The organism is Paenibacillus sp. FSL H7-0357 (genome assembly GCF_000758525.1).
Taxonomy (GTDB): Bacteria; Bacillota; Bacilli; order Paenibacillales; family Paenibacillaceae; genus Paenibacillus_AQ.
This window is the reverse complement of sequence record NZ_CP009241.1, coordinates 3,204,212-3,224,894: the sequence shown is the minus strand read 5'-3', so window position 1 is coordinate 3,224,894 and position 20,683 is coordinate 3,204,212. Positions and strand designations below refer to the sequence as shown.

The following is a 20,683-nucleotide window of genomic DNA, read 5'->3' as shown; positions in this document are numbered from 1 at the left end:
AGCTTGAGACTATATCTTTGATCCTGGCAATAAAGCTTTCAATTTATCCCGGAACGAAATGGTATGAGCTTCTTAAAGCTCAAACGTTGATCATCAATCCAATCGTTACCTGAGGATGATTAGAGAAGATTTAACGGTCAGGATAGGCAAATACACTGCCGCCTCGGACGATTTCTACCCGGCTGAGAACAAAGGATAGGATAAGGAGTCTGAGAAGAACATGGGTATAGTGCTTACAACATAAACCTCTATTGTTGATGAACAATCAATGATAGAGGTTTATGTGTGTTATGCGGGAGCACCCTTGCTTCATTTTGATGCCTATCCTCATTAACGGGAAATGCTGCCGCTAATATAGCCCTTATTCCAAGAAATGAACAACTAACGGGAATCCCGCCCTCTAATTTTATGTTACCAGGGATCATTGGGGTTTATCTCCACGTTAGCGGTAACAATTCCCTATATTATGCCAAAAAGGGGTTTTCAGCTCAAATTAGCGGGTACTTTTACCGCAATATCGCAACAGCTGATATGAAATGAAATTTAACCTCACAGCAATGCGGGCGGTTCCATGGTTTGCTTTATTAGTTGTATTCTATGCAGACTGCATTCCTCTGCTCCTCGTCATCCGCAGCATGCTGTTTGCGCCTTTTTGGAATTCATAGGAGACTTTAAGCTCTTCTGTATTCCAGCCCTGAGTGTGAATATATTCTATTAAACGGTCCATTTCTTCATATCTGCGGCCGGATAGATCGATCAGTGGGAAGATGCGGATTTCTTCACTTGTCACACGCATCAGCTCCTGCAGACTCTGGAGATGAAAATCATAGTCCAGACGGTCACTATACATGAATAGAAAATGCGCGGATAATGTAAGCTCAAAACTTAGATCGGCAAAAGGCAGCTGCGGGAGCACCGCCGAAATATAACGTTCCTCGTTCTGTTGTCTGTCCAAAGTGCTGGCTGTTAACGCTTCGGTTCTTGCCTGCTTCAGCTCTTCGATGGATTTAAACTCATTCCACAGGAAATTCTGCTGCACCTTCCCAAGCTGCAGTATAGCGTGCTGAATATCCTTGATTCCCTTCTCCATCAGAACTTCCGCAGAATGGCAGTAGGCAATATCAGCGGCGACGGCTTCAGCGCCGAGCTGATTCGCCGCAGCCGTGAAAGAGCAAACACCCGCAGGACAATCGAGTATTCTCCGCCCGGCCAGCTCCTCACGCTGCAAATTGAACATCCGCAAATATTCCTCAAAGGTCCGCCCAATCACAACAATCCGCTGTAAATCCAGTTTCGCTCCACTCATCTGATCTCATCTCACCTTTCCTCTTCTCGTCTCGTCCCATCTATCTTGTCTTGTTGCAAAGTTAGCATAACGACAGCTCCCGTTTCAGAAATTGATACAGTCTCAAGCTGGCCGACCGGAGCGGATAACCGGCCACTCTGCAGGCGATTCCGCAGGCCATGTCTACAGCTCCTCCTGCCAGCTGCCTCACTGCCGTTCCCGCCGGTACGGGCGCAAGTGTAGACTCAGGGACAAACGCAAGGCCTAAACCAGCCTCTACGTAGAATTTCAGCGCTGTCATACTGCCGACTTCCATGGTATTCAGCGGCGGTCCGGCGAATTCCTGCAGTACGCTCTCCAATTTTTTGCGGTAGGGGCAATTGACGGCCGTAATCAGCAGCCGATGTCCGCGAAGATGATCTGGAGTCACCTCCGGCAGGTCAGCGAGCGAATGGTCCTCCGGCATTAACAGCACGAATTTCTCCATGAACAGAGGCTCAAAGTGCAGCTCCTTTCCCAGCTCCGGTGCTGAACACAGCACCATGTCGAGTTCCCCGCGGAGCAGCCGCTCGGTGAGCGCCGGCGTTCCGGCGATATCTACCGAGATTTCAATCTTGGGGTAAAGGCTCATGAATTGCTGCAAAAGACGAGGCAGCCGATAGCTGGCAGTAGGATCGGTTGCACCCAGACGGACACTCCCCGCCTCGCCAGATTTCATTTCCGCGAGACTGCTCTGCAACCGTTCCATGTCCTTCACAATGAGCAGGCTCTGTTCATGGAATAGCCGCCCGGCTTCCGTTAAGCTAATCCCCTTGCCGCGTTCGAGCAACTGTACCCCCAGCTGTGATTCCAGCTTCTGTATTTGCATTGTAATCGTCGACTGGGCATAATTCAGCTCTTCCGCCGCACGGTTAAAGCTTCCTGTGCTTACGATCGTCTGGAAGGTAATCAGCGCCTTGAAGTCCATTTCCATTCCCCCATCAAGATTCAATATTAATGAATCATCACTTCAATAAGTTCAATTATACAAAACCAAGTATGCTCTATAAAATAGTCTGTATCAACCCAAAAAGATATTCAAGGAGTGGATGCAGATGGAGCTTACAAACAAAGTGGCGCTCGTAACAGGCGGGGGTACCGGCATAGGCAGAGCCACAAGCCTTGAGCTGGCACGGCTCGGGGCGGTGGTCGCTGTTAATTATTCCCGTTCGGAACAGGAAGCGCTGGAAACTGTTCAACAGATCATTGATCAAGGCGGACAGGCCATCGCGGTACAGGCCGATGTTTCACGGGACGTCGAAGTCCGGGCGATGGTTGAACAAATCGCAGCAACATTCGGCCGTGTGGATGTGCTCATCAATAATGCCAGCATTACAAAGCACATCCCTCTGGAGGATCTCGATGCAGCTACGGAAGAAGTCTGGGATCAATTATTGGATGTCAACGTCAAAGGAATGTTCTTTTGCGCCCGGGCAGTGGCTCCTTATATGAAGCAAAGCAAGCAGGGAGCCATTGTCAACCTCGGCAGCATTGCCGGAAATACCGGCTCCGGCTCCTCTCTTCCTTATGCGGTGTCCAAAGCCGCCGTACATGGACTTACCAAGTCACTGGCCCGCGCGCTTTCACCGGAGATCCGGGTCAATGCTGTGGCTCCGGGAGCCGTCGCGACGAGATGGTGGACCGGCCGGGAAGCGCAGATGCTGCGCCTGGCTCCCAATCTTCTGCTGCAGCAGATCGCCACAGCGGAAGATATCGCCCGGTTCATCTGCTCGGTTGTTGTGCAAGAGGCCTTAACCGGACAGATCATTACCGTCGACAGCGGACAGACTTTATAACAGCAGGCACAGCAAAAACGCCCAACAGCCTCATCTTCCCAATTCACAAAGGAAGATGAGGCTGTTGGTTCAAGAAAATCATGGCTTCTTGCAGCTCATTGTATAATGGATAATCCTGTTATGCCGATCCGGGTTGCGGCCGGATCAGATCAGGAAGGTTCATTCCCCCATACCGGCTGCCGGAGAGATAGGCCGGAACGCCAGCCCAATCCGCATAACCCGAACCTGACGCGTTAAAGGAATAATCTCCAGTCTGGGTATAATTGCTCCAATCCGCCTTGGATGCCCGCATCTGGATATCCAGGCCCTCCCCTGCTGCCAGGGAACCCGCTGCGCTTGTGAAACCCAGCTCCAAATAATAATCCGCCCCGGTTGTGGCTGCCGGGAGTTTCACAAAGGTGCCGGTAACATTCGCACTGCCGGCCTGTGACCAATCGCAGAAGAAGCTTTGCGGCTGCTCGCCGTCAATCGTGTAATAATATCTGATCTTCACATCCGCCAGCGAAACGGCGCTGGTGCCCGTATTCAGCAGTTTGATCCGCGGATTCAAGACATTCGCCGAAGCCGCTGTGCTGCCATTATACATTTGGACCTTAAGACCACCGGTCACAACCACAGAAGTATCCACTACGGCAACTGCCAGCGACTGGGCGGCCCCGGCGCTGAAATTAAAGCTCAGCGTTGTTGTGCCCACCGGCTGTGCCGCCAGATAACCTTTCTTGATCGTGACTGCTGTGCCGCTAACGGTATAATCCGTTCCGGCAGTCAACGTTGCCGTTCCGTTCTTGATCGTGCTTAACGTGTTCCCGTTCAGCGTCAGCGTTACGGCCACATCCGCCTGATTCTCCGTCTTCTTGTCGAAGCTGGCCGTGACCGGCGTAATCGCCGAGTTGCTCGCTGCCGTCGTATCCACTACGGCAACCGCCAGCGACTGGGCGGCTCCGGCGCTGAAATTAAAGCTCAGCGTTGTTGTGCCCACCGGCTGCGCGGCCAAATAACCTTTCTTGATCGTGACTGCTGCGCCGCTAACGGTATAATCCGTTCCGGCAGTCAATGTTGCCGTTCCGTTCTTGATCGCGCTTAACGTGTTCCCGTTCAGCGTCAGCGTTACGGCCACATCCGCCTGATTCGCCGTCTTCTTGTCGAAGCTGGCCGTGACCGGCGTAATCGCCGAGTTGCTCGCTGCCGTCGTATCCACTACAGCAACCGCCAGCGACTGGGCGGCTCCGGCGCTGAAATTAAAGCTCAGCGTTGTTGTGCCCACCGGCTGCGCGGCCAAATAACCTTTCTTGATCGTGACTGCTGTGCCGCTAACGGTATAATCCGTTCCGGCAGTCAATGTTGCCGTTCCGTTCTTGATCGCGCTTAACGTGTTCCCGTTCAGCGTCAGTGTTACGGCCACATCCGCCTGATTCGCCGTCTTCTTATCGAAGCTGGCCGTGACCGGCGTAATGGTGGATCCGGGAGCCGGAGGATTCACCGGATCAGCATAGAGTGTGCCCCGGCCGTTTGTTCCGAGATATACCCGGCCGTATATCCGCGGATCACCGGTTATGGCCATGTTGATTTTCGCATACTGGTGGGCGTCATCATTGATCCGTACCCAAGATGCGCCAACATCATCGGAGCGGAAGACGCCTCTGACGCCATCGATTTGAGCAACCGTATATAGTGACATATAGCTCTGGCCCGGTGCGGCCTTACCGTAACCGATCAGATCAGCTTCCTCGACATTAGACAGCTTGGTGAAGCTGGTTCCCGAATTCACAGAATGCCATAAACCGTATTTGTTCTCGACTGTATTGCCTCCGGCCAGCCAGATATCGCCTTCAATGCCCGGCACTGCCTTCAAGCTGATCTGAGCCTGGTTCGGCTGCAGGCCGTCTACATTATTCGTCGGGAAACCCGCTGCCGGCGTAGCGGTAAAGGTAGCTCCGCCGTCCACACTGACATAGAAGATTCCTGCATAGAACGCATAGAACTTGTTCGCGTTTACGCGGTCGGAAGCGATTTTGGCTCCGGCCGGTACCCCGCTGCTTGCCGTCCAGGAGTTGCCCGACGATTTGGTGTAATAGACACCGATATCGGAGGTACTCCACAGGATGGCATTGCCGCTGGCAGATACGGCGACCTGGCCTTGTCCTGCCGTTGTTTTGGTTCCATTCGACGGTTCGGCATTCGGCATATACCAATTAGAACCGCCGTCATTCGAAATCCCAAGCGATTTCATGCTCGGTGTCTTTTCCTTATCAGCTCCGCCAACGCGCACAACGAACGCCGGACTGAGCTCCGCATAATCAATACTTGTCGTTGTCGCCCAGGAAGGGCTCGTTTGGAACTTGACCGGTGCCTGGGTCACATCTTCATACCGGAAGCCGGAGACGTCACCAAGCGCCGTGATCAGATGCGCACTTCCCGACGGCGGGCTGATCAGTCCGAGCACAGCAGTCTCCTCTACGCCCTTGGCCATGACCGAAATATTGACCTTGCCGCCCGTATCCCAAGCAGTCAGGTTATTCGAGCCGTAGATTGTAGCTCCTGTTCCGTACATCATCCGGTTGGAGTTGAACGGGTCAATCTCCAGGTCTCCCATCATCCAGCCGAGCTTTGGTGAAGGATCAAGTGAAGTGGAGGTCGTTCCATGATCCAGCCAAGGTGCTGCGGTAATGTTCATTGCGAATTTATAGGTCCGTTCCGGATAGTTGCCCCAATCCCAGATCCGGCTCCAAGTCGCTCCGCCGTTCGTACTGCGGAAAATAACCTCATCCGGCCACCAGGCATTCAGACTGGAGACCATCAGCGTATTCGGATTCTGGGCATCGACAGCAAGTCCTCCGAAGCCGTACCAATTATCCGTTCCGGTCGTCGGGCTGATATTCGTCCAGGCACCGCTGGTTTTATTAAATTTCCAGACTTCACCTTTGCTGCCGTCATAGGGTCCTACGCCATTGCTGTACGTAATGTACAGATCCCCGGTTGAGGAAAGCACGCCATGATGAGGCAGAAAACCGGTGGGCTGTCCGGGAAGCGCGGACCAGGTAACGCCGCCGTCGGTGCTGCGGTACACGCTGCTTGCCGTATCCGCTACGCCGACATAAATCGTTCCCGTAGCACTGCCGGGTGTGCCTGTGCTTTTGTCAAAAGTAATCCAGGATAATCCGACGAGGTCATTGCCATAATCGAGCGTCGGGTTCTGAATATAAGTGCCTACATTAGGAAAAGAGCTTACTTTGGACCAGGTTACTCCCGAGTCCGTACTTTTCCACAACCCGTTGCCGCTGCGTGCCCCGAAGAACAGGATGTTGTTCTTATTGGGGTCGATAACCAGACGCTCACCGGCCGAACGGCCGGGCATATTGCCGCCAACCTTGAACGGCAGCGCTGTCGTCTGCCACGTATTGCCCCGGTCGCTGGAACGCATAATCTGCCCGTTGTCATCCCAGTGGTTCGTGTACGTGCCGGTAGCCATGTATACTTTGTCCGGATCGACAGGGTCTGTAGCCAGCGCATCCACCCCGTTCTTGTTCCAGTCGACCCAGCCCACGGCATCACTGATGGAAATCCAGCTGCCAGTGGCCTGATTCCAGCGGTAGGCGCCCCCGATGTCGGTACGCGCATAGATCAGATTCGGTTCAGTTTGGTTAAAAATAATGCCCGGCACAAACCCTCCGCCCGCACCGGTGACGACACTTTTCCAGTTGTAAGCTTCACTTGCAGCAGCATGGGCAGCCGCCGGAAAGGCGGTAAACAAAGAGCTAGACATCGCGGCCAGCAGGACAATTAATCCCATTCTTCGGATACGGTTACGAATCACGAACCACGCCTCCTATGATTGCTTTACTTTGTTAACGCTTTCATTATAGAGTGTAAGCAGGATTCATAGTGAGGGAAAATGGTTCAAACTTGGAGAATTCCGTCTTCTGTTATCGTACCATTTTCACACTAATTATTACATTTATAGTAAAAAACTCTCCTGACGGAATGTCAGAAGAGTCTTACTATCTTAATGCTTCAGCAGAAACTCGTCGAGTTTGTTGCCATCCACATCATAGGCCTGATAGCTCAATGTATTTCCGCTGACCGTAATTCCGGCGTACATCTGCTTATTGTTCTGGAAATGAACCTGATGATAGTACTGATCCTCTTTCTTCTCGTTGAATTTTGCGCCGGAGGCGTTGGTCACCACGTACACCGTTCCTCCTCCGGTACCTGCAGAATTCCCGCCCTGCGGGACGACTTTTCCGGCAAGCAGCGGATATGATCTGGAATATTCATGATTATGTCCCTGGAGCACCAGATCAACCCTATACTTGTCAAATATCTCTGTCCAGTCCTCCAGCTTCTTATACATGTTCCCGCCATATGCCGGACGGTGCAGCGCTACGATTTTCCACGGTTTATCTGTAAGGGCCAGATCCTTCTTCAGCCACTTGGCCTGGCTCTTCAGGTGGCTCTCCGTATTCAGCACCGTCACATGCACAGGTCCATAATCAAAAGAATATGAGGTTCCGGCAATGGATTCCGGGTCACCGTTATCCGGAAGGTTGAAATGCGAAGTAAAGCTTGCTGCCTGCCCGTCGACCTCATCATGGTTGCCGGTGACAGGCATCAGCGGAATGCCCGGCACCCACCCCTGCACATTGCCGAAAAAGTCATCCCATGCACCTGAATCCTCCGGCTCTTCCGTCAAATCCCCGTTATGTACGATAAACTTTGCCGCCGGGAAGGTCTGGAACGCCTTGTCCAGCGTATTGCCCCATAATTTGAAATCTGCCGCCGTCTCCCCTTGCGAATCGGTTACATTGATAAAGGTTACGCTCTCGCTGTCCGCTTCCGCCGTGGTGAACGTAGCTGCTGTGCTCCATTCGCCTTCTTTCCCGCTGCCTGCCCTGTAGGTATACAGCGTTCCCGGCTCAAGCCCGGTCACTTCAGCTTTATGTACGCCTCTTTTGCCATCATCTGTTTTGATCACGCTGTCTATAGCCTGCACCTTGACAACATTTCCTGCTGTAAATGCGGCGCTTTTTCCTTTCACAACCTCAAGCCGTCCCTCCGCGCCCGGATCTCCGGTAAACCAGGTGAACGCACGGCTGGTCTCCGCATCTTCCTTAAAGGTAGTGACCAGATCATACGGAGCACTGCTTTCTCCAGGTCGGGCAGTCCGCTCCGATTTAAGCCATTCCAGGCCAAGGGCCAGCAAGACCAATACAGCTACGATGATAACAACAATAATCAACACTTTAAAATCCTTCATGCCCATCCCTCCCTCATCGCTTGATTTCCAATAAACAACAGTCCGGATTCTAGCTTTCTGTCTATAAAAGATAGCCTCCCTCATAGACAGAAGTCAAATAACCCTCCCTAAAACCTCACATAACGGCGTCATTTGTTAACGCAATGTAATAACTTTCAGCTAACGTTCAGGCAGATTTAAGAAAATCATAAGGTCCGTCACTTAATATGGGTTCAGTAGCAAGCTTTAGGCGCAGCGGTGACCAAAGCCAAACTTTTGAGTGAGAAATGGGGTGTGAGATGAATAAGAAGCTGCAATTCCGGCATGAATTGAAATTTTTCATTAACTATCATCAATACCTTATTTTGCGGCAGCGGCTGCAGAGCTTGATAGATACCGATCAGAACGCGAACGACAGTGGGGAGTACCATATCCGCAGCCTGTATTTTGATGATATTAACAATTCGGCCCTTTCGGACAAGCTGGGCGGACTTAGAGAACGCGCCAAATACCGGATCCGCATCTACAACGTACAGGACGATGTCATACACTTTGAGAAAAAAATCAAAATGGACGACTACATCGCCAAGATCAAGGAACCGCTGACCCGCGAAATGTATGATCAGATCATGGCCGGCAATTACGAGGTGCTGAACGTTCCGCAAAGTCCTTTGTTTATGGAGCTCTATAACCAGATGCGCCACAATTTGCTGCGTCCCAAAGTGATCGTCGATTATGTCCGCGAGCCTTACGTCTGCCATAACGGCAATGTGCGGATCACTTTCGACAAGGAGCTGCGTACGGGACTGCATGAGACGGACATTTTTGATAAAGAGCTTCAGCCGGTCCGGGCGCTTGATGAGAACTTCATTATTTTCGAGGTCAAATTTGATGAATACATACCGGAGTACATCAAAATTGCGCTGCAGCTAAACGGTTTAAACCGGCAATCCGCTTCGAAATACGTCATTTGCCGCAAATTTCTAAAAACCAATACTTGGGAGGATTATTAATGAGCATTTTATCCACACTGGGGGCAGCCACGGCCACGCAGACTATAGCTGCAACCGCAGGGCAAGAAAACGATACGGCCACAACTTTTTCCGATATGATTAAAAATTCGGTCGTAGACAACTTCGTTTCCGATATCAGCATCTCCAAAATCCTGATCACGCTCGGCGTCGCTTTTCTGATCGGATTCTTCATCTACCTGCTCTACAAACGTGTGTTCAGCGGCGTATTATACTCCAAAAGCTTCAACGTGTCCCTGATGGGCATGACTATGATCACCGCAACTGTCATTATCGCCATCAACTCCAACCTTGTGCTCTCGCTCGGTATGGTCGGCGCTTTGTCCATCGTCCGTTTCAGAACGCCGATCAAAGATCCAACGGATCTGATTTTCCTGTTCTGGGCAGCCGTTGCAGGGATCGTTACCGGTGCAGGATTTTTCACGCTGGCGATTATCGGCTCGATCATTATCGGTCTGATTCTCTTCCTGTTCATTAAACATTCTTCAGTCGAAACTCCGTACCTGCTGGTGCTTAACTGTGAAGGCGATGACAGCGAACGTGAGGTGCACAGCCATCTGAACAAAGCCGTAAAACGTTACAACATCAAGCAAAAAACCGTAACCGCAGGCAATATCGAGCTTACGCTTGAGCTGCGTCTGGACGACAAGGAAGGCGGCTTTGTAAACACCGTCTCCGATATTGCAGGTGTCAAAAACGCCTTGCTGATCAGCTATAGCGGCGACTATGTATCTTAAGTCCCGGCCTTATGGAAGCAACAGAATATTCAATGAGGAAAGGCGGTGCTGAAGATGAAAGCACGCGGTAAGCTGACCCTGCTGATTCTTTGTTGCCTGCTGCTGGTTATCGCTATGGCGGGTTGTCAGATTGCAAATCCTTCTGCGGACAATAACAGTATTACGGATACGCAGGAAAAAGCGGTATCAAGCGAGGAACAAAGTCTGGATACGGAGGTGTTCCCGAAGGACAAGGTTGTTGATGTTAAAATCACCCTGGACCCGGATGATTTCCAGGATATGCTGGACAATGCCAGCGCCGAGGAATACAAGACAGCCTCCGTGGAATACAACGGGATCAAAATGGACAATGTGGCCGTGCGGACCAAAGGCAACTTAAGCCTGCGCAGTGTTGTGCAGATGGCGGACTCCGACCGTTACAGCTTCAAGATTTCTTTTGACGAGTATGTGAACCAGAATTTATTCGGCATTACCAAAATCAACCTCAACAACAACTACAGCGATGCCTCCTATATGCGGGAGTTTCTGACCTATGAGCTGGCGGAGAGCATCGGTCTTCCGACACCGAAATACTCCTTCGTCAACGTCTACGTCAACGATGAACTGAAGGGTTTCTATCTCGCGGTGGAACAGATCGGCGACGCCTATCTGGAGCGCAACTTCGGTAATTCCTATGGTGCGTTATATAAAGGTGTAATGACCGGCCAAGGCAGTGATTTGACCTGGCTCGGCGACGATGCTTCACTCTACACGGGACTTGAGCTGAAGTCCGAAAAATCAAACGATGACATTGTGGTCGACATGCTGGATGAACTGAACAACGGCACCGACTATGAGAAGTATATCGATATCGACGATGCTTTGGGGTATATTGCACTGAATGCCGTGACTGGCAATATGGACAGCTACCTTGGAGGAAACAAGCAGAATTATTACCTCTATGAAGATGAAGGAATCTTCTCGATCCTGCCTTGGGATTATAATATGGCTTTTGGCGGGATGGGCGGCTCGGATGTGCTGATTGACGAACCAACCCAAGGCGCTCTTGCCGAACGTCCGCTGGTGGCCAAGCTGCTGGCGAACGAGGAATACAAGACGAAATATCATGAGATGATCCGCGAAATGCTGGATGGTTATCTGCAGAACGATACGTTCAAGGCGCGGATTCAGGAGCTGGACACGATGATCTCCAGCTACGTGAAGGCTGATCCATCCACCTTCTACACATTCGAGCAATACGAGAGCGGAATTACCTCCGTGGAGACCTTCATGTCCACCATGGCCAGTTCGGTCTCCCAGCAGCTGGACGGCACCCTTCCTTCCTCCGGTGACGGAACGGGAAGCGGCATGGGCGGTGGTCCAGGCGGCGGCTTTGGCGGCGCAGGCGGGCAGGCGCCAACGGGTGCGAATGGCGCTGGTGCGGCGGCTTCCGGGCAAGGCGCCAACGGCGCAGCGGCTCCGGGGCAAGGCGCCATCGGCGCGACGGCTCCGGGGCAAGGCGCCATCGGCGCGGCGGCGACCGGGCAAGGTGCCATCGGCGCAGCGGCACCCGGGCAAGGCGCCAACGGCGCGGCGGCTCCGGGGCAAGGCGCCATCGGCGCGGTTGCACCGGGGCAAGTTCCGGCAGACGGGCAGGCCGCGCAAGGCGGTGCGCCGGGTGCCATGGGCGGACCGGCGATGCTTCAAGGCGGCAACGGTCCTGGCGGTGATATGACCGGCGGCTTCGGCGGTGGTGGCTTTGGCGGTGGCGGTATGGGCGGCGGCGAGTTTGGCGGAGCTGGCGGTGCGCAGCAACAGGGCAGCACAAGCGAGGCCATCACAACCGGCGTGTCCATCGTTGTGCTTCTGCTTGCAGCAGCGTTCATCACCTTTTACAAACGCAAACGTCTATAAACTGTGCAAGCTGAACTTAAGAACTAGATAATGTAAACCGGTGAATACCATAAAATAAGTTTAGTTGGGTTCACGGGAAAAGATTCTTAAGTTCGCTTTGTATTTAACTGTATTTCATACAGCTCTAATCCAAGATATTGCGTCGAACCGAAGAATAATTGCACTGTGTGCACTTAAAATGAGGCATTTGGAATAAACGGGTATTATTTGATATTTATAATTGCACAAAATACAATTATCACTTAAAAACCCCAAATATGGGCCATTTTTATTGCACAAAATACAGTTATTTCGGCAGGACGCGGCTCTGCAAACCTCTCAGACATGTGTCCGTGCAGCCTAGCAACTAAATACTGGTGGAAGGCAACTTCCGGCAAGTGGAGCCTCAGACGGGTGATCGTCTGAGGCTCTTTTGTTTTTAGAATATGTTAGCTGCCGTATGCCGTACACTTCAGATCTTATCCTGAATATTCAGCTGCAAGGGCACAGAGTGATGCGAAACGTTCTTTGGAAGGCATGTACTCTCTGTTATTTCAGACGGATGATGACTCGTACCAAATTATAGGATTTCCACCGGCTTGGCCATACATACCAAAAAGCTCCGCGCCTTAGACAGAAAGTGTCAATACGCGGAGCTTCTTTGCAAAAGCATATTCCTTTGGAATTTTGACAGAAGCTACGTTCCACCTGCATCCCGTAAATGTCTGTCTTTCCTTATTCCTTACGCCCTCTTAACAAACTGATGGCAGCTAACAAAAAGGACAGCAATGATATCCCCAGAGCAATATAGAGCAGCGGTGAGGTACCTGAGGATTTATCGAGGTCCTCCACAATGGCTTTGTGCTCATCCATGCTCATGGAGTCATCCATGTCCGCCGATCCGTGGGAGTGACTGTCCCCGTTGCCGGAAGACTGCACAATCGAAGTAACGGAATGCGGCGTTTCCGAGCCTTCTTCACCGGACCACTGCACCAGACTGCCGTCAGCATAATGCTGGTAAGCATTCCAGGCAATATCGCCTGCGGCATCCGGGTTCTTGGCCGTGAAGTAGAAGCGCTGAAATTGTCCGGCTTGAATGCCTTCACCGGTTGCGGTCCAGCTGACTTTATTCCCATCGATGGTTACATTCCATCCGGGCGTTGCCTCATATTGCTTGAACTCCGCCCCCTCCGGGATGCGCAGATCCACCTGAACGGTAGCGATATCCTTCTCCGACGGCACTTTCAGTGTATAGGTCTCCCATGCACCGGTACTGGATTCTGCCGGAGCAACGGTCACATGTGCGCTGGCCACAGCCGCGAACAGCATCAGTGCTGCCACGGAAGGTGCGGCTAAAGTCATCAGTTTACGAAGCATTTTATTCATGTGTGTATATTTCCCCTCTTCTCAGTTTCTATGGTATCTGTCAGGTTCCCTCTTAATAACCGTTATCTCTGTGGTTTCCTCGGAAAATCCCGCTCCCGCGAGGCCAGTCCCTGCTCCAGGGCATACCGCGTCAGCTGCGTACGGTTCTGGAGCTGCAGCTTTTGCAGGATGTTTTTCAGATGATTTTTGACCGTATGCTCGGAAATCCCGAGTTCAGCCGCAATCTCCCTGTTGGTGGAACCGGAGGAGACACAGCCCAGTATTTCCTTCTCCCGCGCCGTTAATGCTTCCCGCTCTTCCTTCACCGAAGTAACGGCAAACTCCTTCAGAATCTGAATAGCCAGCTCCCGGCTCAGCGGAACCTCCTCACTGACAATTGCCAGCAAATATTCGATCCAGGTCGATGGAGCCAGGTTCTTCAGCAGATATCCCTGTGCCCCCTGCTTCAGCGCCTCGAACAGATAGGAGATTTCATCCGACACGGTCACGATAACGATTTTGACATAAGGGTATTCCAGCTTGATCCGCCGCGTCGTCTCCAGTCCGTCCATCCCCGGCATCTCAATGTCAATCAGGATCAGATCCGGCATCCACTGTGCGGTCCAGACCATGGCCTCGGCTCCGCTCGCCACTGCTCCAATGACCTCAAAACGCTCATCCATCGCCAGAATCTCGCACATCGCCTCACGCGCATGAGCATGATCGTCCACAACCAGTACCCGGCAACGGTTCATTCGGCGTCTCCCCCTTTCGTTATTTCAACTAGGGTCCCGGCGGCATCCGATCCCAGCGATAATCTCCAGCCCATCCGCTCTGCCCGTTCTCTCATAATCTGCAGGCCATAACTTCCGCTCACTGCAAAAGGGTCCTCATGCAGGATACCCGCACCGTCATCCGTGACAGCTACTCTCCAACGCTCCCGGCCGCCTTGCCCGGATATGGCTACTTTGCCCGCCCGTGTATGCTTGCGCACATTAATGATAGCCTCACGGATGCAGGACAGCAGCTCCGCCTTTTCAGCGGAAGTGAGTGCTTCGTCATCCAGACTCCAGTCCAGCGACACTTCTATCATCACTTCACTTGCCATCTGCGCCAGCTGCTCCTTAACGGACTGCTCCAGGGTGAAGTTCTGCACAACGCTGACTGGAACCTTTAGGTTCGCAATAGCCTGGCGTACATAAGAATTGACCTCATGCACTGTTTTTTTGATCTGCTCAATGCTTTCTCCGCTCACCTCACCATTCCTGCGGTTCTGCTCCAGACGCTCAATCCGCACAGACAACAGAAACAGCGACTGCGCCATCCCGTCATGCAGCTCTTTGGCCAGACCCTCACGGGCTTCCATGGCCGTTTTGACCGCCCGTTCCTGCTCCAGCTCCCGCTGGTTCCGTTCCAATAACGAGAACAGCGGCAGCAGCAGCACGATGCTGAACAGGAATACAAGCACAGGCGTCAGATAATTCCCCATGTCCATAGAGATATAAGGCATCAGAAACTGGTGGCGCACAATCTCCCAAATACCGACCATCACTGTCGGAAGCAGCAGAATAAGCAGCTTGATTCTCGTATACGTTGCTGTCCCCTCCCAAATCTTAATGTATAGAATAGCATTCCCAAGCTAGCGCCGGCATGACTCTTTCGGGCTATACCCTCTTTGAAATGTTACAAATATAAGTATTTAAAATATTAACATTACCGAAAATCGCCGCTCGCGAAAGCTAAACCGATAAGGTAAACTAGGAGCAAAGCGTTAATTGAAGTCCACATTACATGTTAACTTATACAGGAGCGAAAATGAAATGAAACGAATTACGATTCTAATCGCCGATGACGATGCCGAGATCGCCGGACTGGTCGCCTTGCACCTGGAAAAAGAGGGCTACCATCTGATCAAAGTATCTGACGGACGAGCTGCCGTACAGGCGGTCCAGACCCACTCCATTGATTTAGCAATTCTGGATATTATGATGCCCGGCCTGGACGGGCATGAAGTCACCCGGCAGATCCGCGAGCAGCACCAGATGCCGATCATCTTCCTGAGTGCCAAAACCTCGGACCTGGACAAAATCACCGGCCTTGTAATCGGAGCCGATGACTATATGACCAAGCCGTTTAATCCCATGGAGCTGGTCGCCAGGGTGAACGCGCAGCTGCGCCGTTCCATGCAGCTGAGCCGGCCCGTCTCCGGCAGCAAGGCTGTGCTCGAAGCGGGCGGCTTGATCGTTGATCCTGACTGCCGCACCGTGACGTTATACGGGAACAACATCGAGCTGACGCCCAAAGAATTCGATATCCTGTACCTTATGGCCAGCTACCCCAAGAAGGTCTTCAGTGCCGAGCAGCTCTTCCAGCAGGTGTGGGGTGAAGCCTATTTTGAGAGCGGGAACACAGTGATGGTGCATATCCGTACCCTGCGCAAAAAGCTTGGCGAAGATCAAAACAAAAATAAATGGATCAAAACCATTTGGGGAGTAGGTTATACATTCAATGGCTAAAATGATCCGCAGCTTCCGCTTTAAAATGATTATGCTGCTGATAATGAGCATGATTTGCTCGGGTGTCCTTACCTTTGCGCTGTATAAAATGCTTCAGCTTTATTATAAATCAGAGGTTAAACTGGAGGACTCGCTGGCCCGGTTCCGGCATATGATCGGCAGCGTCGGAGATCTCAATTTCTTTCTGATCTTTTTTATTCCGCTGGCCATCCTTTTTTTCTTCCTCTTTACCAAACCCTATGCCACCTATTTCCGGGAGATTTCCAAGCATATTCATCTGCTGGCAAACGGCGATTTCAAAAGCAGGCTTACTCTCTCCTCGAACGACGAGTTCGAGGACATTGCCGCAGACCTGAATCTGGCGAGCGAAATGCTGCAGAAAGCGGTGGAACGGGGAGATTTTGCCGAAAACAGCAAGGACAAGCTGGTCTTGAATTTGGCCCATGATCTGCGTACTCCGCTGACCTCTGTGCTGGGATATCTGGATCTCGTGCTGAAGGAAGGACAGCTGTCTGCAGAGCAGATCAAACATTATACGACCATCGCCTATACCAAATCCCAACGGCTTGAAAAGCTCATTGATGAACTGTTTGAAATCACCAGAATGAACTACGGCATGCTTACCATCAACAAAAGGCCGCTTGATCTAAGCGAACTGCTGAGCCAATTAAATGAGGAATTATATCCTGTCTTTGAGAGCAATGGACTGACAGCCCGCCTGAATACCCCTCCCCGGATCGAGATCGAGGGCGACGGTGAGCTGCTGGCACGCGTATTCGAGAATCTGCTGACCAATGCCGCCCGGTACGGCAAAGATGGCCAGTATGTGGATGTCAGCTGCAGTCCGCAGGCGGAGGATATCGTCATTCAGGTGATCAATTATGGCGGCAGCATCCCTGCAGAACAACTGCCCCATCTATTCGATATGTTCTATACCGGAGACCGGGCCCGCAGCCACCAAGAAGGCGGAACTGGACTCGGCCTGTTCATTGCCAAAAATATCGTCGAACAGCATGGCGGCAGCATCTCTGTGCAAAGTGACATCATCCGCACCCTCTTTGAGGTTCGGCTTCCACGGTAGCTGTAATCTTTTCGTTACACGGATTTCAACATGCTTATTATCCGTTTCAGCAATAAATTAGTATATATTTAAGAAAAACTTTATTTTTACCCCACTTCTTTTTAAACGCTCTCTCTTATCCTTAAAGAATGAACACAAGGAGGAGACAGAAATGAAAAAAAAGAAGTGGGTTTTTTGGCTTGTCATCCTGATGCTGTTGGGCTATGAAGCTGTCCACAAGGAAGCGGAAATCACAGGAAATGATCTTAAGGACATGAGGTCCAAAGTGATCACAGCGGATCCCGGGCGAACCGATCTTACGGTTATTTCCAAAAGCCAGATCTACCAGGGAAACCTGTTACTCGTCAACAAAAAATATTCAGTACATAAATCAGGAGTTACAAAGGACATCGTCAACCTGTTTGAGCATCAGGAGCTGGTGCAAGGATACGGGCTGCTGGACAACACGATCATGCTGTCGCAAAGCGTGGTGCAGCGCTTCTCAGAGATGATTGAAGCAGCTGCCGCCGACGGCATTTCGAATTTTCTGATCAGCAGCGGATACCGGGATACGGAAGAACAAAAGCGGCTTTATGAGGAAAAAGGTGCCGAATATGCGCTGCCGGCAGGCCACAGTGAGCATAATCTCGGCTTATCACTGGATATCGGATCTACACAGACGGCGATGAACAGCGCACCTGAAGGAAAATGGCTCCAGAAGAATGCCTGGAAATACGGATTTATTTTACGCTACCCGGGTGACAAGACGGCCATTACCGGCATTCAGTATGAACCCTGGCATTTCCGCTATGTCGGTTTGCCGCACAGCAGAATTATGCAGGACAACAATTTCACACTGGAAGAGTATCTCGAATTCATCAAGGAGCAGCAGACCTATTCGGCAACGGTGGATGGAGAGCCATACCAGGTTTCGTATCATTCCGTTACCGGCAACACACCGATCCCGGTGCCGGCTGACCGCCGTTTTGAGCTGTCGGGCGACAATATGGACGGGGTCATTTTGACCGTGTTCCCCTGACGAGCATGGGAGTAATCAATAGAAAGTGAGGAGAAGAAATGAAGCGTACACAAGCTACGAGAGAGATTGCAGTGCAGATCTTATTCGCCTTGTATGTCTATGCATTGTTCAAAATCATTTTATTTAAGTTCAGCTCCATAAATTTTATCTTTCTCTGGGAACAATTACAACACAGTGCGCACAACATCGACCGTGCGATGCAATGGGGCAATTTCATCCCGCTGGCCACCATATCGAACACACTCGATAACCTGACAAGTAACACACTGCTCAATCTGGGCGGAAATATCGCTTTATTCCTGCCGTATGGCATGTTCCTTATACTCCAGTCGAGCGGCCGGAGAATTTCATTGATGCGTGTACTGATTCGCTCCCTGGGTTTAAGTCTGCTATTGGAGTGTGCACAGGCTATCCTCTCTATCGGTACCTTTGATGTCGACGATCTCATTCTGAATACCCTTGGAGGAGTGATCGGCTATAGTATGCTTCGACTGTTCGTGCACAAGAAAAAAGTCCAGCCCGCCACAGAATCATGACGGCTGGACTTTGTGCAACACAGATACACATTTACAGCAGCTACAAAGGCGAGGTATAACGGCCGTACTGGATATCCAGCTCTATGAAGGTATCCCCATCCTGGGACAGGAAAAAGGAATTAATCCCCTCTGCGCCCCACCAATTCAGCCCGAGCAGCAGTCCATCTGTAGTCTCGGCAGCAAATAACAACGAGAACATCTCCGGCAGGACCTCACCGCCATCATCTACACGCCATACTGAATATTCATCCTCCTGAACAACGGCGGGATAATCCATGAACTTGAGCTTCCCGCCATCCACTACAACAAGACTGAACAGCATGTTCTTGTTCTGTCTCACGAATTGCACCAGGTACAGGCCACGGTCCGGCGGCAAATCCGCCAGCTTCCAGGCGGCCTTGATTTCCCGCTGTTTAGCCGCAGAAATGCTCTTTCGCAAAGGATCATCAGCGGTGAGCTGTCCACTTCCTTCTGCTGCCGGCTGAATTTCAAGCAGCGACTTGAGCTTAAACTCAGCGGAATCGGCCAAATAGTAGGTTTCATCCGGGGTCGCGCCGCCTTCATCTACCGCATAGACAACCCCCTGCAGATTGGCAAAATTATTCGCCGACTCCCGGCCGTTACTGTTCTCGCTCCCAGCCTGCCATTTCTCGAACGTTAACGTGAGAATTTGGCCGTTATTGCCGACAGCCGTGTTCAGGGATTTCATCTGTTCCATCTCACTGTCATCTTCCCGGGTCATCAGGATATGCTTCCCTTCTGCATCGGCAAACCCGAACGTGGTATGCAGCCTGGCAGTCTCCATGTACTCCTTCGATGCTGATGCCGAGGCCGGAGGGTTCGAAGTTGTTCCACCATCGGTTCCGTTGACCAACGGTGCACTGGCTTCATCCGTAACCGCCGGAGACGGCGTTGCGCTTGCTACTACGGCAGACGGGGAGGAGGTGGACGTTGTCCCTTCCTCTTTAGCCGCATTTTGCGCAGAACATCCTGTCAGCAGCACGCAAGTAATCACTATACCCCGGATAAGCTTCATTCTACATTTCCCCCCAGAGAAGTATTAGAATATCCCCATGCTCAGGTAACGCTCACCGGTATCTGGAGCGATACAGAGGACACGTTTGCCGCTCCCCAGACGCCGCGCTTCCTGTAGCGCCGTCCACACCGCTGCTCCGCCGGAAGGGCCAATCAATATCCCCTCCGTGCTGGCCAGCGCTCTGACTGTTTCCAGCGCATCCTCGTCGGACACCTGGACGATTTCATCATATACATCCGTGTTCAGGATGGCGGGGACAAATCCCGGGCTGGTTCCGACAAGCTTATGCGGGCCGGGCTTGCCACCCGAAAGCACCGGTGAGCCTTGCGGCTCCACCACAACGATCTTGATGCCGGGCAGCTCCCGGCGCAGCACCTCGCCGGTTCCGGTAATCGTGCCTCCGGTTCCGGAGGTGGCGACGAACACATCGAGCCTGCCGTCCATCTGGGCCACAATTTCCGGTGCCGTCGTCGTGCGGTGGATGTCCGGATTGGCTTTATTCTCAAACTGCTGGGGAATGAAGCTGTCCGCAATTTCTGCGCCAAGCTCCAGCGCCTTAGCAATTGCGCCCGGCATCCGCTCCGCCGCCGGAGTCAGCACCACTTCAGCACCATATGCCTTCAGGATATTGATCCGTTCCTTCGTCATATTATCCGGCATGATGAGAATCGCCTTATACCCCTTTGCCGCTGCGTTCATCGCCAGCCCGATGCCGGTATTTCCGCTCGTCGGCTCGATAATGGTTCCGCCGGGTTTCAGCAAGCCGCCAAGCTCAGCTTGCCGGATCAGATTATACGCGGCCCGGTCTTTCACGCTGCCGCTGGGGTTGAACATTTCCAGCTTCACATACACTTCTGCATCATCCGGGCCGGTCAGGCGGTTCAACCGCAGGGCTGGCGTATCGCCGATCAGTTCCGTAATATTATTGACTACCAGGGGTGTCATAGTAAATCCTCCTAACAGTTTTGTGAGCGCTGCATCCATGAGTGTTCTTCGAATAAAACTGGCATCGGAAGCATGGGCTTTACTCCTTATACTTTGTAACACCCATTGTAGGCTATGGCCCGGCACTTGTCGATTGCCGGGAATCCGGGCTGCTCATGCCGCTTCTTTATTCCGCGGCAAAAGGCCGCCCCCC

17 protein-coding genes and 2 pseudogenes are annotated in these 20,683 nt (G+C 51.9%); 8 read left to right on the top strand and 11 right to left on the bottom strand.

Annotated features, from left to right (window positions below; translation table 11 throughout):
• Nucleotides 1-595: 595 nt before the first annotated feature.
• Together H70357_RS13845 and H70357_RS13840 are read right to left on the bottom strand one after the other, a co-directional pair.
• Nucleotides 596-1,306, bottom strand: a complete 711-nt coding sequence (locus H70357_RS13845) for an SAM-dependent methyltransferase (protein WP_038590275.1) — start codon at nucleotides 1,304-1,306, stop codon at nucleotides 596-598.
• A gap of 61 nt (nucleotides 1,307-1,367) precedes the next feature.
• Complete coding sequence (locus H70357_RS13840) at nucleotides 1,368-2,252, bottom strand: LysR family transcriptional regulator (RefSeq protein ID WP_038590272.1); 885 nt, start codon at nucleotides 2,250-2,252, stop codon at nucleotides 1,368-1,370.
• A 127-nt stretch (nucleotides 2,253-2,379) separates the two neighbouring features.
• On the opposite strand from H70357_RS13840, the gene H70357_RS13835 reads away from it, so the two are divergent.
• Nucleotides 2,380-3,120, top strand: a complete 741-nt coding sequence (locus H70357_RS13835; protein WP_038590269.1) for an SDR family NAD(P)-dependent oxidoreductase — start codon at nucleotides 2,380-2,382, stop codon at nucleotides 3,118-3,120.
• 118 nt (nucleotides 3,121-3,238) lie between these two features.
• Here H70357_RS13835 and H70357_RS36640 read toward each other — a convergent pair whose 3' ends face one another.
• The 4 genes and pseudogenes from H70357_RS36640 to H70357_RS13825 form a co-directional block, all read right to left on the bottom strand.
• On the bottom strand, nucleotides 3,239-3,706 hold the full coding sequence (locus tag H70357_RS36640; protein ID WP_339225877.1) for a cellulose binding domain-containing protein: 468 nt from the start codon (nucleotides 3,704-3,706) through the stop codon (nucleotides 3,239-3,241).
• A gap of 108 nt (nucleotides 3,707-3,814) precedes the next feature.
• Nucleotides 3,815-3,943 (bottom strand): annotated as a pseudogene (locus tag H70357_RS37135) (X2-like carbohydrate binding domain-containing protein); the annotation flags it as partial.
• A pseudogene (locus H70357_RS13830) lies at nucleotides 3,929-6,910 on the bottom strand (X2-like carbohydrate binding domain-containing protein); the annotation flags it as partial. The pseudogenes H70357_RS37135 and H70357_RS13830, both read right to left, overlap by 15 nt.
• A gap of 213 nt (nucleotides 6,911-7,123) precedes the next feature.
• Entirely contained in the window at nucleotides 7,124-8,374 is a 1,251-nt protein-coding gene (locus H70357_RS13825; RefSeq protein WP_038590266.1) for a purple acid phosphatase family protein, read from the bottom strand.
• Between the two features lie 278 nt (nucleotides 8,375-8,652).
• On the opposite strand from H70357_RS13825, the gene H70357_RS13820 reads away from it, so the two are divergent.
• From H70357_RS13820 to H70357_RS13810, 3 genes are all read left to right on the top strand, one after another.
• Complete coding sequence (locus tag H70357_RS13820; RefSeq protein ID WP_038590263.1) at nucleotides 8,653-9,366, top strand: polyphosphate polymerase domain-containing protein; 714 nt, start codon at nucleotides 8,653-8,655, stop codon at nucleotides 9,364-9,366.
• A 95-nt stretch (nucleotides 9,367-9,461) separates the two neighbouring features.
• Complete coding sequence (locus H70357_RS13815; RefSeq protein WP_052092536.1) at nucleotides 9,462-10,121, top strand: DUF4956 domain-containing protein; 660 nt, start codon at nucleotides 9,462-9,464, stop codon at nucleotides 10,119-10,121.
• Nucleotides 10,122-10,175: 54 nt separating this feature from the next.
• Nucleotides 10,176-12,014: a CotH kinase family protein gene (locus H70357_RS13810; RefSeq protein WP_038599495.1), complete on the top strand. Its 1,839-nt coding sequence runs from the start codon at nucleotides 10,176-10,178 to the stop codon at nucleotides 12,012-12,014.
• A gap of 714 nt (nucleotides 12,015-12,728) precedes the next feature.
• On the opposite strand, the gene H70357_RS13805 is transcribed toward H70357_RS13810, so the two are convergent.
• The 3 genes from H70357_RS13805 to H70357_RS13795 form a co-directional block, all read right to left on the bottom strand.
• Complete coding sequence (locus H70357_RS13805) at nucleotides 12,729-13,379, bottom strand: YcnI family copper-binding membrane protein (RefSeq protein WP_038590260.1); 651 nt, start codon at nucleotides 13,377-13,379, stop codon at nucleotides 12,729-12,731.
• A gap of 62 nt (nucleotides 13,380-13,441) precedes the next feature.
• Nucleotides 13,442-14,113, bottom strand: coding sequence for a response regulator (locus tag H70357_RS13800; RefSeq protein ID WP_038590258.1), 672 nt, complete (start codon nucleotides 14,111-14,113; stop codon nucleotides 13,442-13,444).
• Complete coding sequence (locus H70357_RS13795) at nucleotides 14,110-14,907, bottom strand: sensor histidine kinase (protein ID WP_052092016.1); 798 nt, start codon at nucleotides 14,905-14,907, stop codon at nucleotides 14,110-14,112. The genes H70357_RS13800 and H70357_RS13795 overlap by 4 nt, the downstream gene beginning before the upstream one ends.
• Nucleotides 14,908-15,178: 271 nt before the next feature.
• Between H70357_RS13795 and H70357_RS13790 the strand changes: the two genes are divergently transcribed.
• From H70357_RS13790 to H70357_RS13775, 4 genes are all read left to right on the top strand, one after another.
• Nucleotides 15,179-15,874 (top strand): response regulator transcription factor, encoded by a 696-nt coding sequence (locus H70357_RS13790; RefSeq protein ID WP_038590252.1) that lies wholly within the window; start codon nucleotides 15,179-15,181, stop codon nucleotides 15,872-15,874.
• Nucleotides 15,867-16,955 (top strand): sensor histidine kinase, encoded by a 1,089-nt coding sequence (locus H70357_RS13785; protein WP_038590249.1) that lies wholly within the window; start codon nucleotides 15,867-15,869, stop codon nucleotides 16,953-16,955. The genes H70357_RS13790 and H70357_RS13785 overlap by 8 nt, the downstream gene beginning before the upstream one ends.
• A gap of 151 nt (nucleotides 16,956-17,106) precedes the next feature.
• Nucleotides 17,107-17,973 (top strand): D-Ala-D-Ala carboxypeptidase VanY, encoded by an 867-nt coding sequence (locus H70357_RS13780; RefSeq protein ID WP_038590245.1) that lies wholly within the window; start codon nucleotides 17,107-17,109, stop codon nucleotides 17,971-17,973.
• 38 nt (nucleotides 17,974-18,011) lie between these two features.
• Complete coding sequence (locus tag H70357_RS13775; RefSeq protein WP_038590242.1) at nucleotides 18,012-18,509, top strand: VanZ family protein; 498 nt, start codon at nucleotides 18,012-18,014, stop codon at nucleotides 18,507-18,509.
• A 40-nt stretch (nucleotides 18,510-18,549) separates the two neighbouring features.
• Here the strand turns inward: H70357_RS13775 and H70357_RS13770 are convergent, their stop codons facing one another.
• Both H70357_RS13770 and cysK read right to left on the bottom strand, forming a co-directional pair.
• Nucleotides 18,550-19,545, bottom strand: a complete 996-nt coding sequence (locus H70357_RS13770; RefSeq protein WP_052092015.1) for a DUF3558 domain-containing protein — start codon at nucleotides 19,543-19,545, stop codon at nucleotides 18,550-18,552.
• A 24-nt stretch (nucleotides 19,546-19,569) separates the two neighbouring features.
• A complete protein-coding gene (gene cysK, locus H70357_RS13765; RefSeq protein WP_038590239.1) occupies nucleotides 19,570-20,490 on the bottom strand; it encodes a cysteine synthase A in 921 nt (306 codons plus the stop codon).
• Nucleotides 20,491-20,683 lie beyond the last annotated feature (193 nt).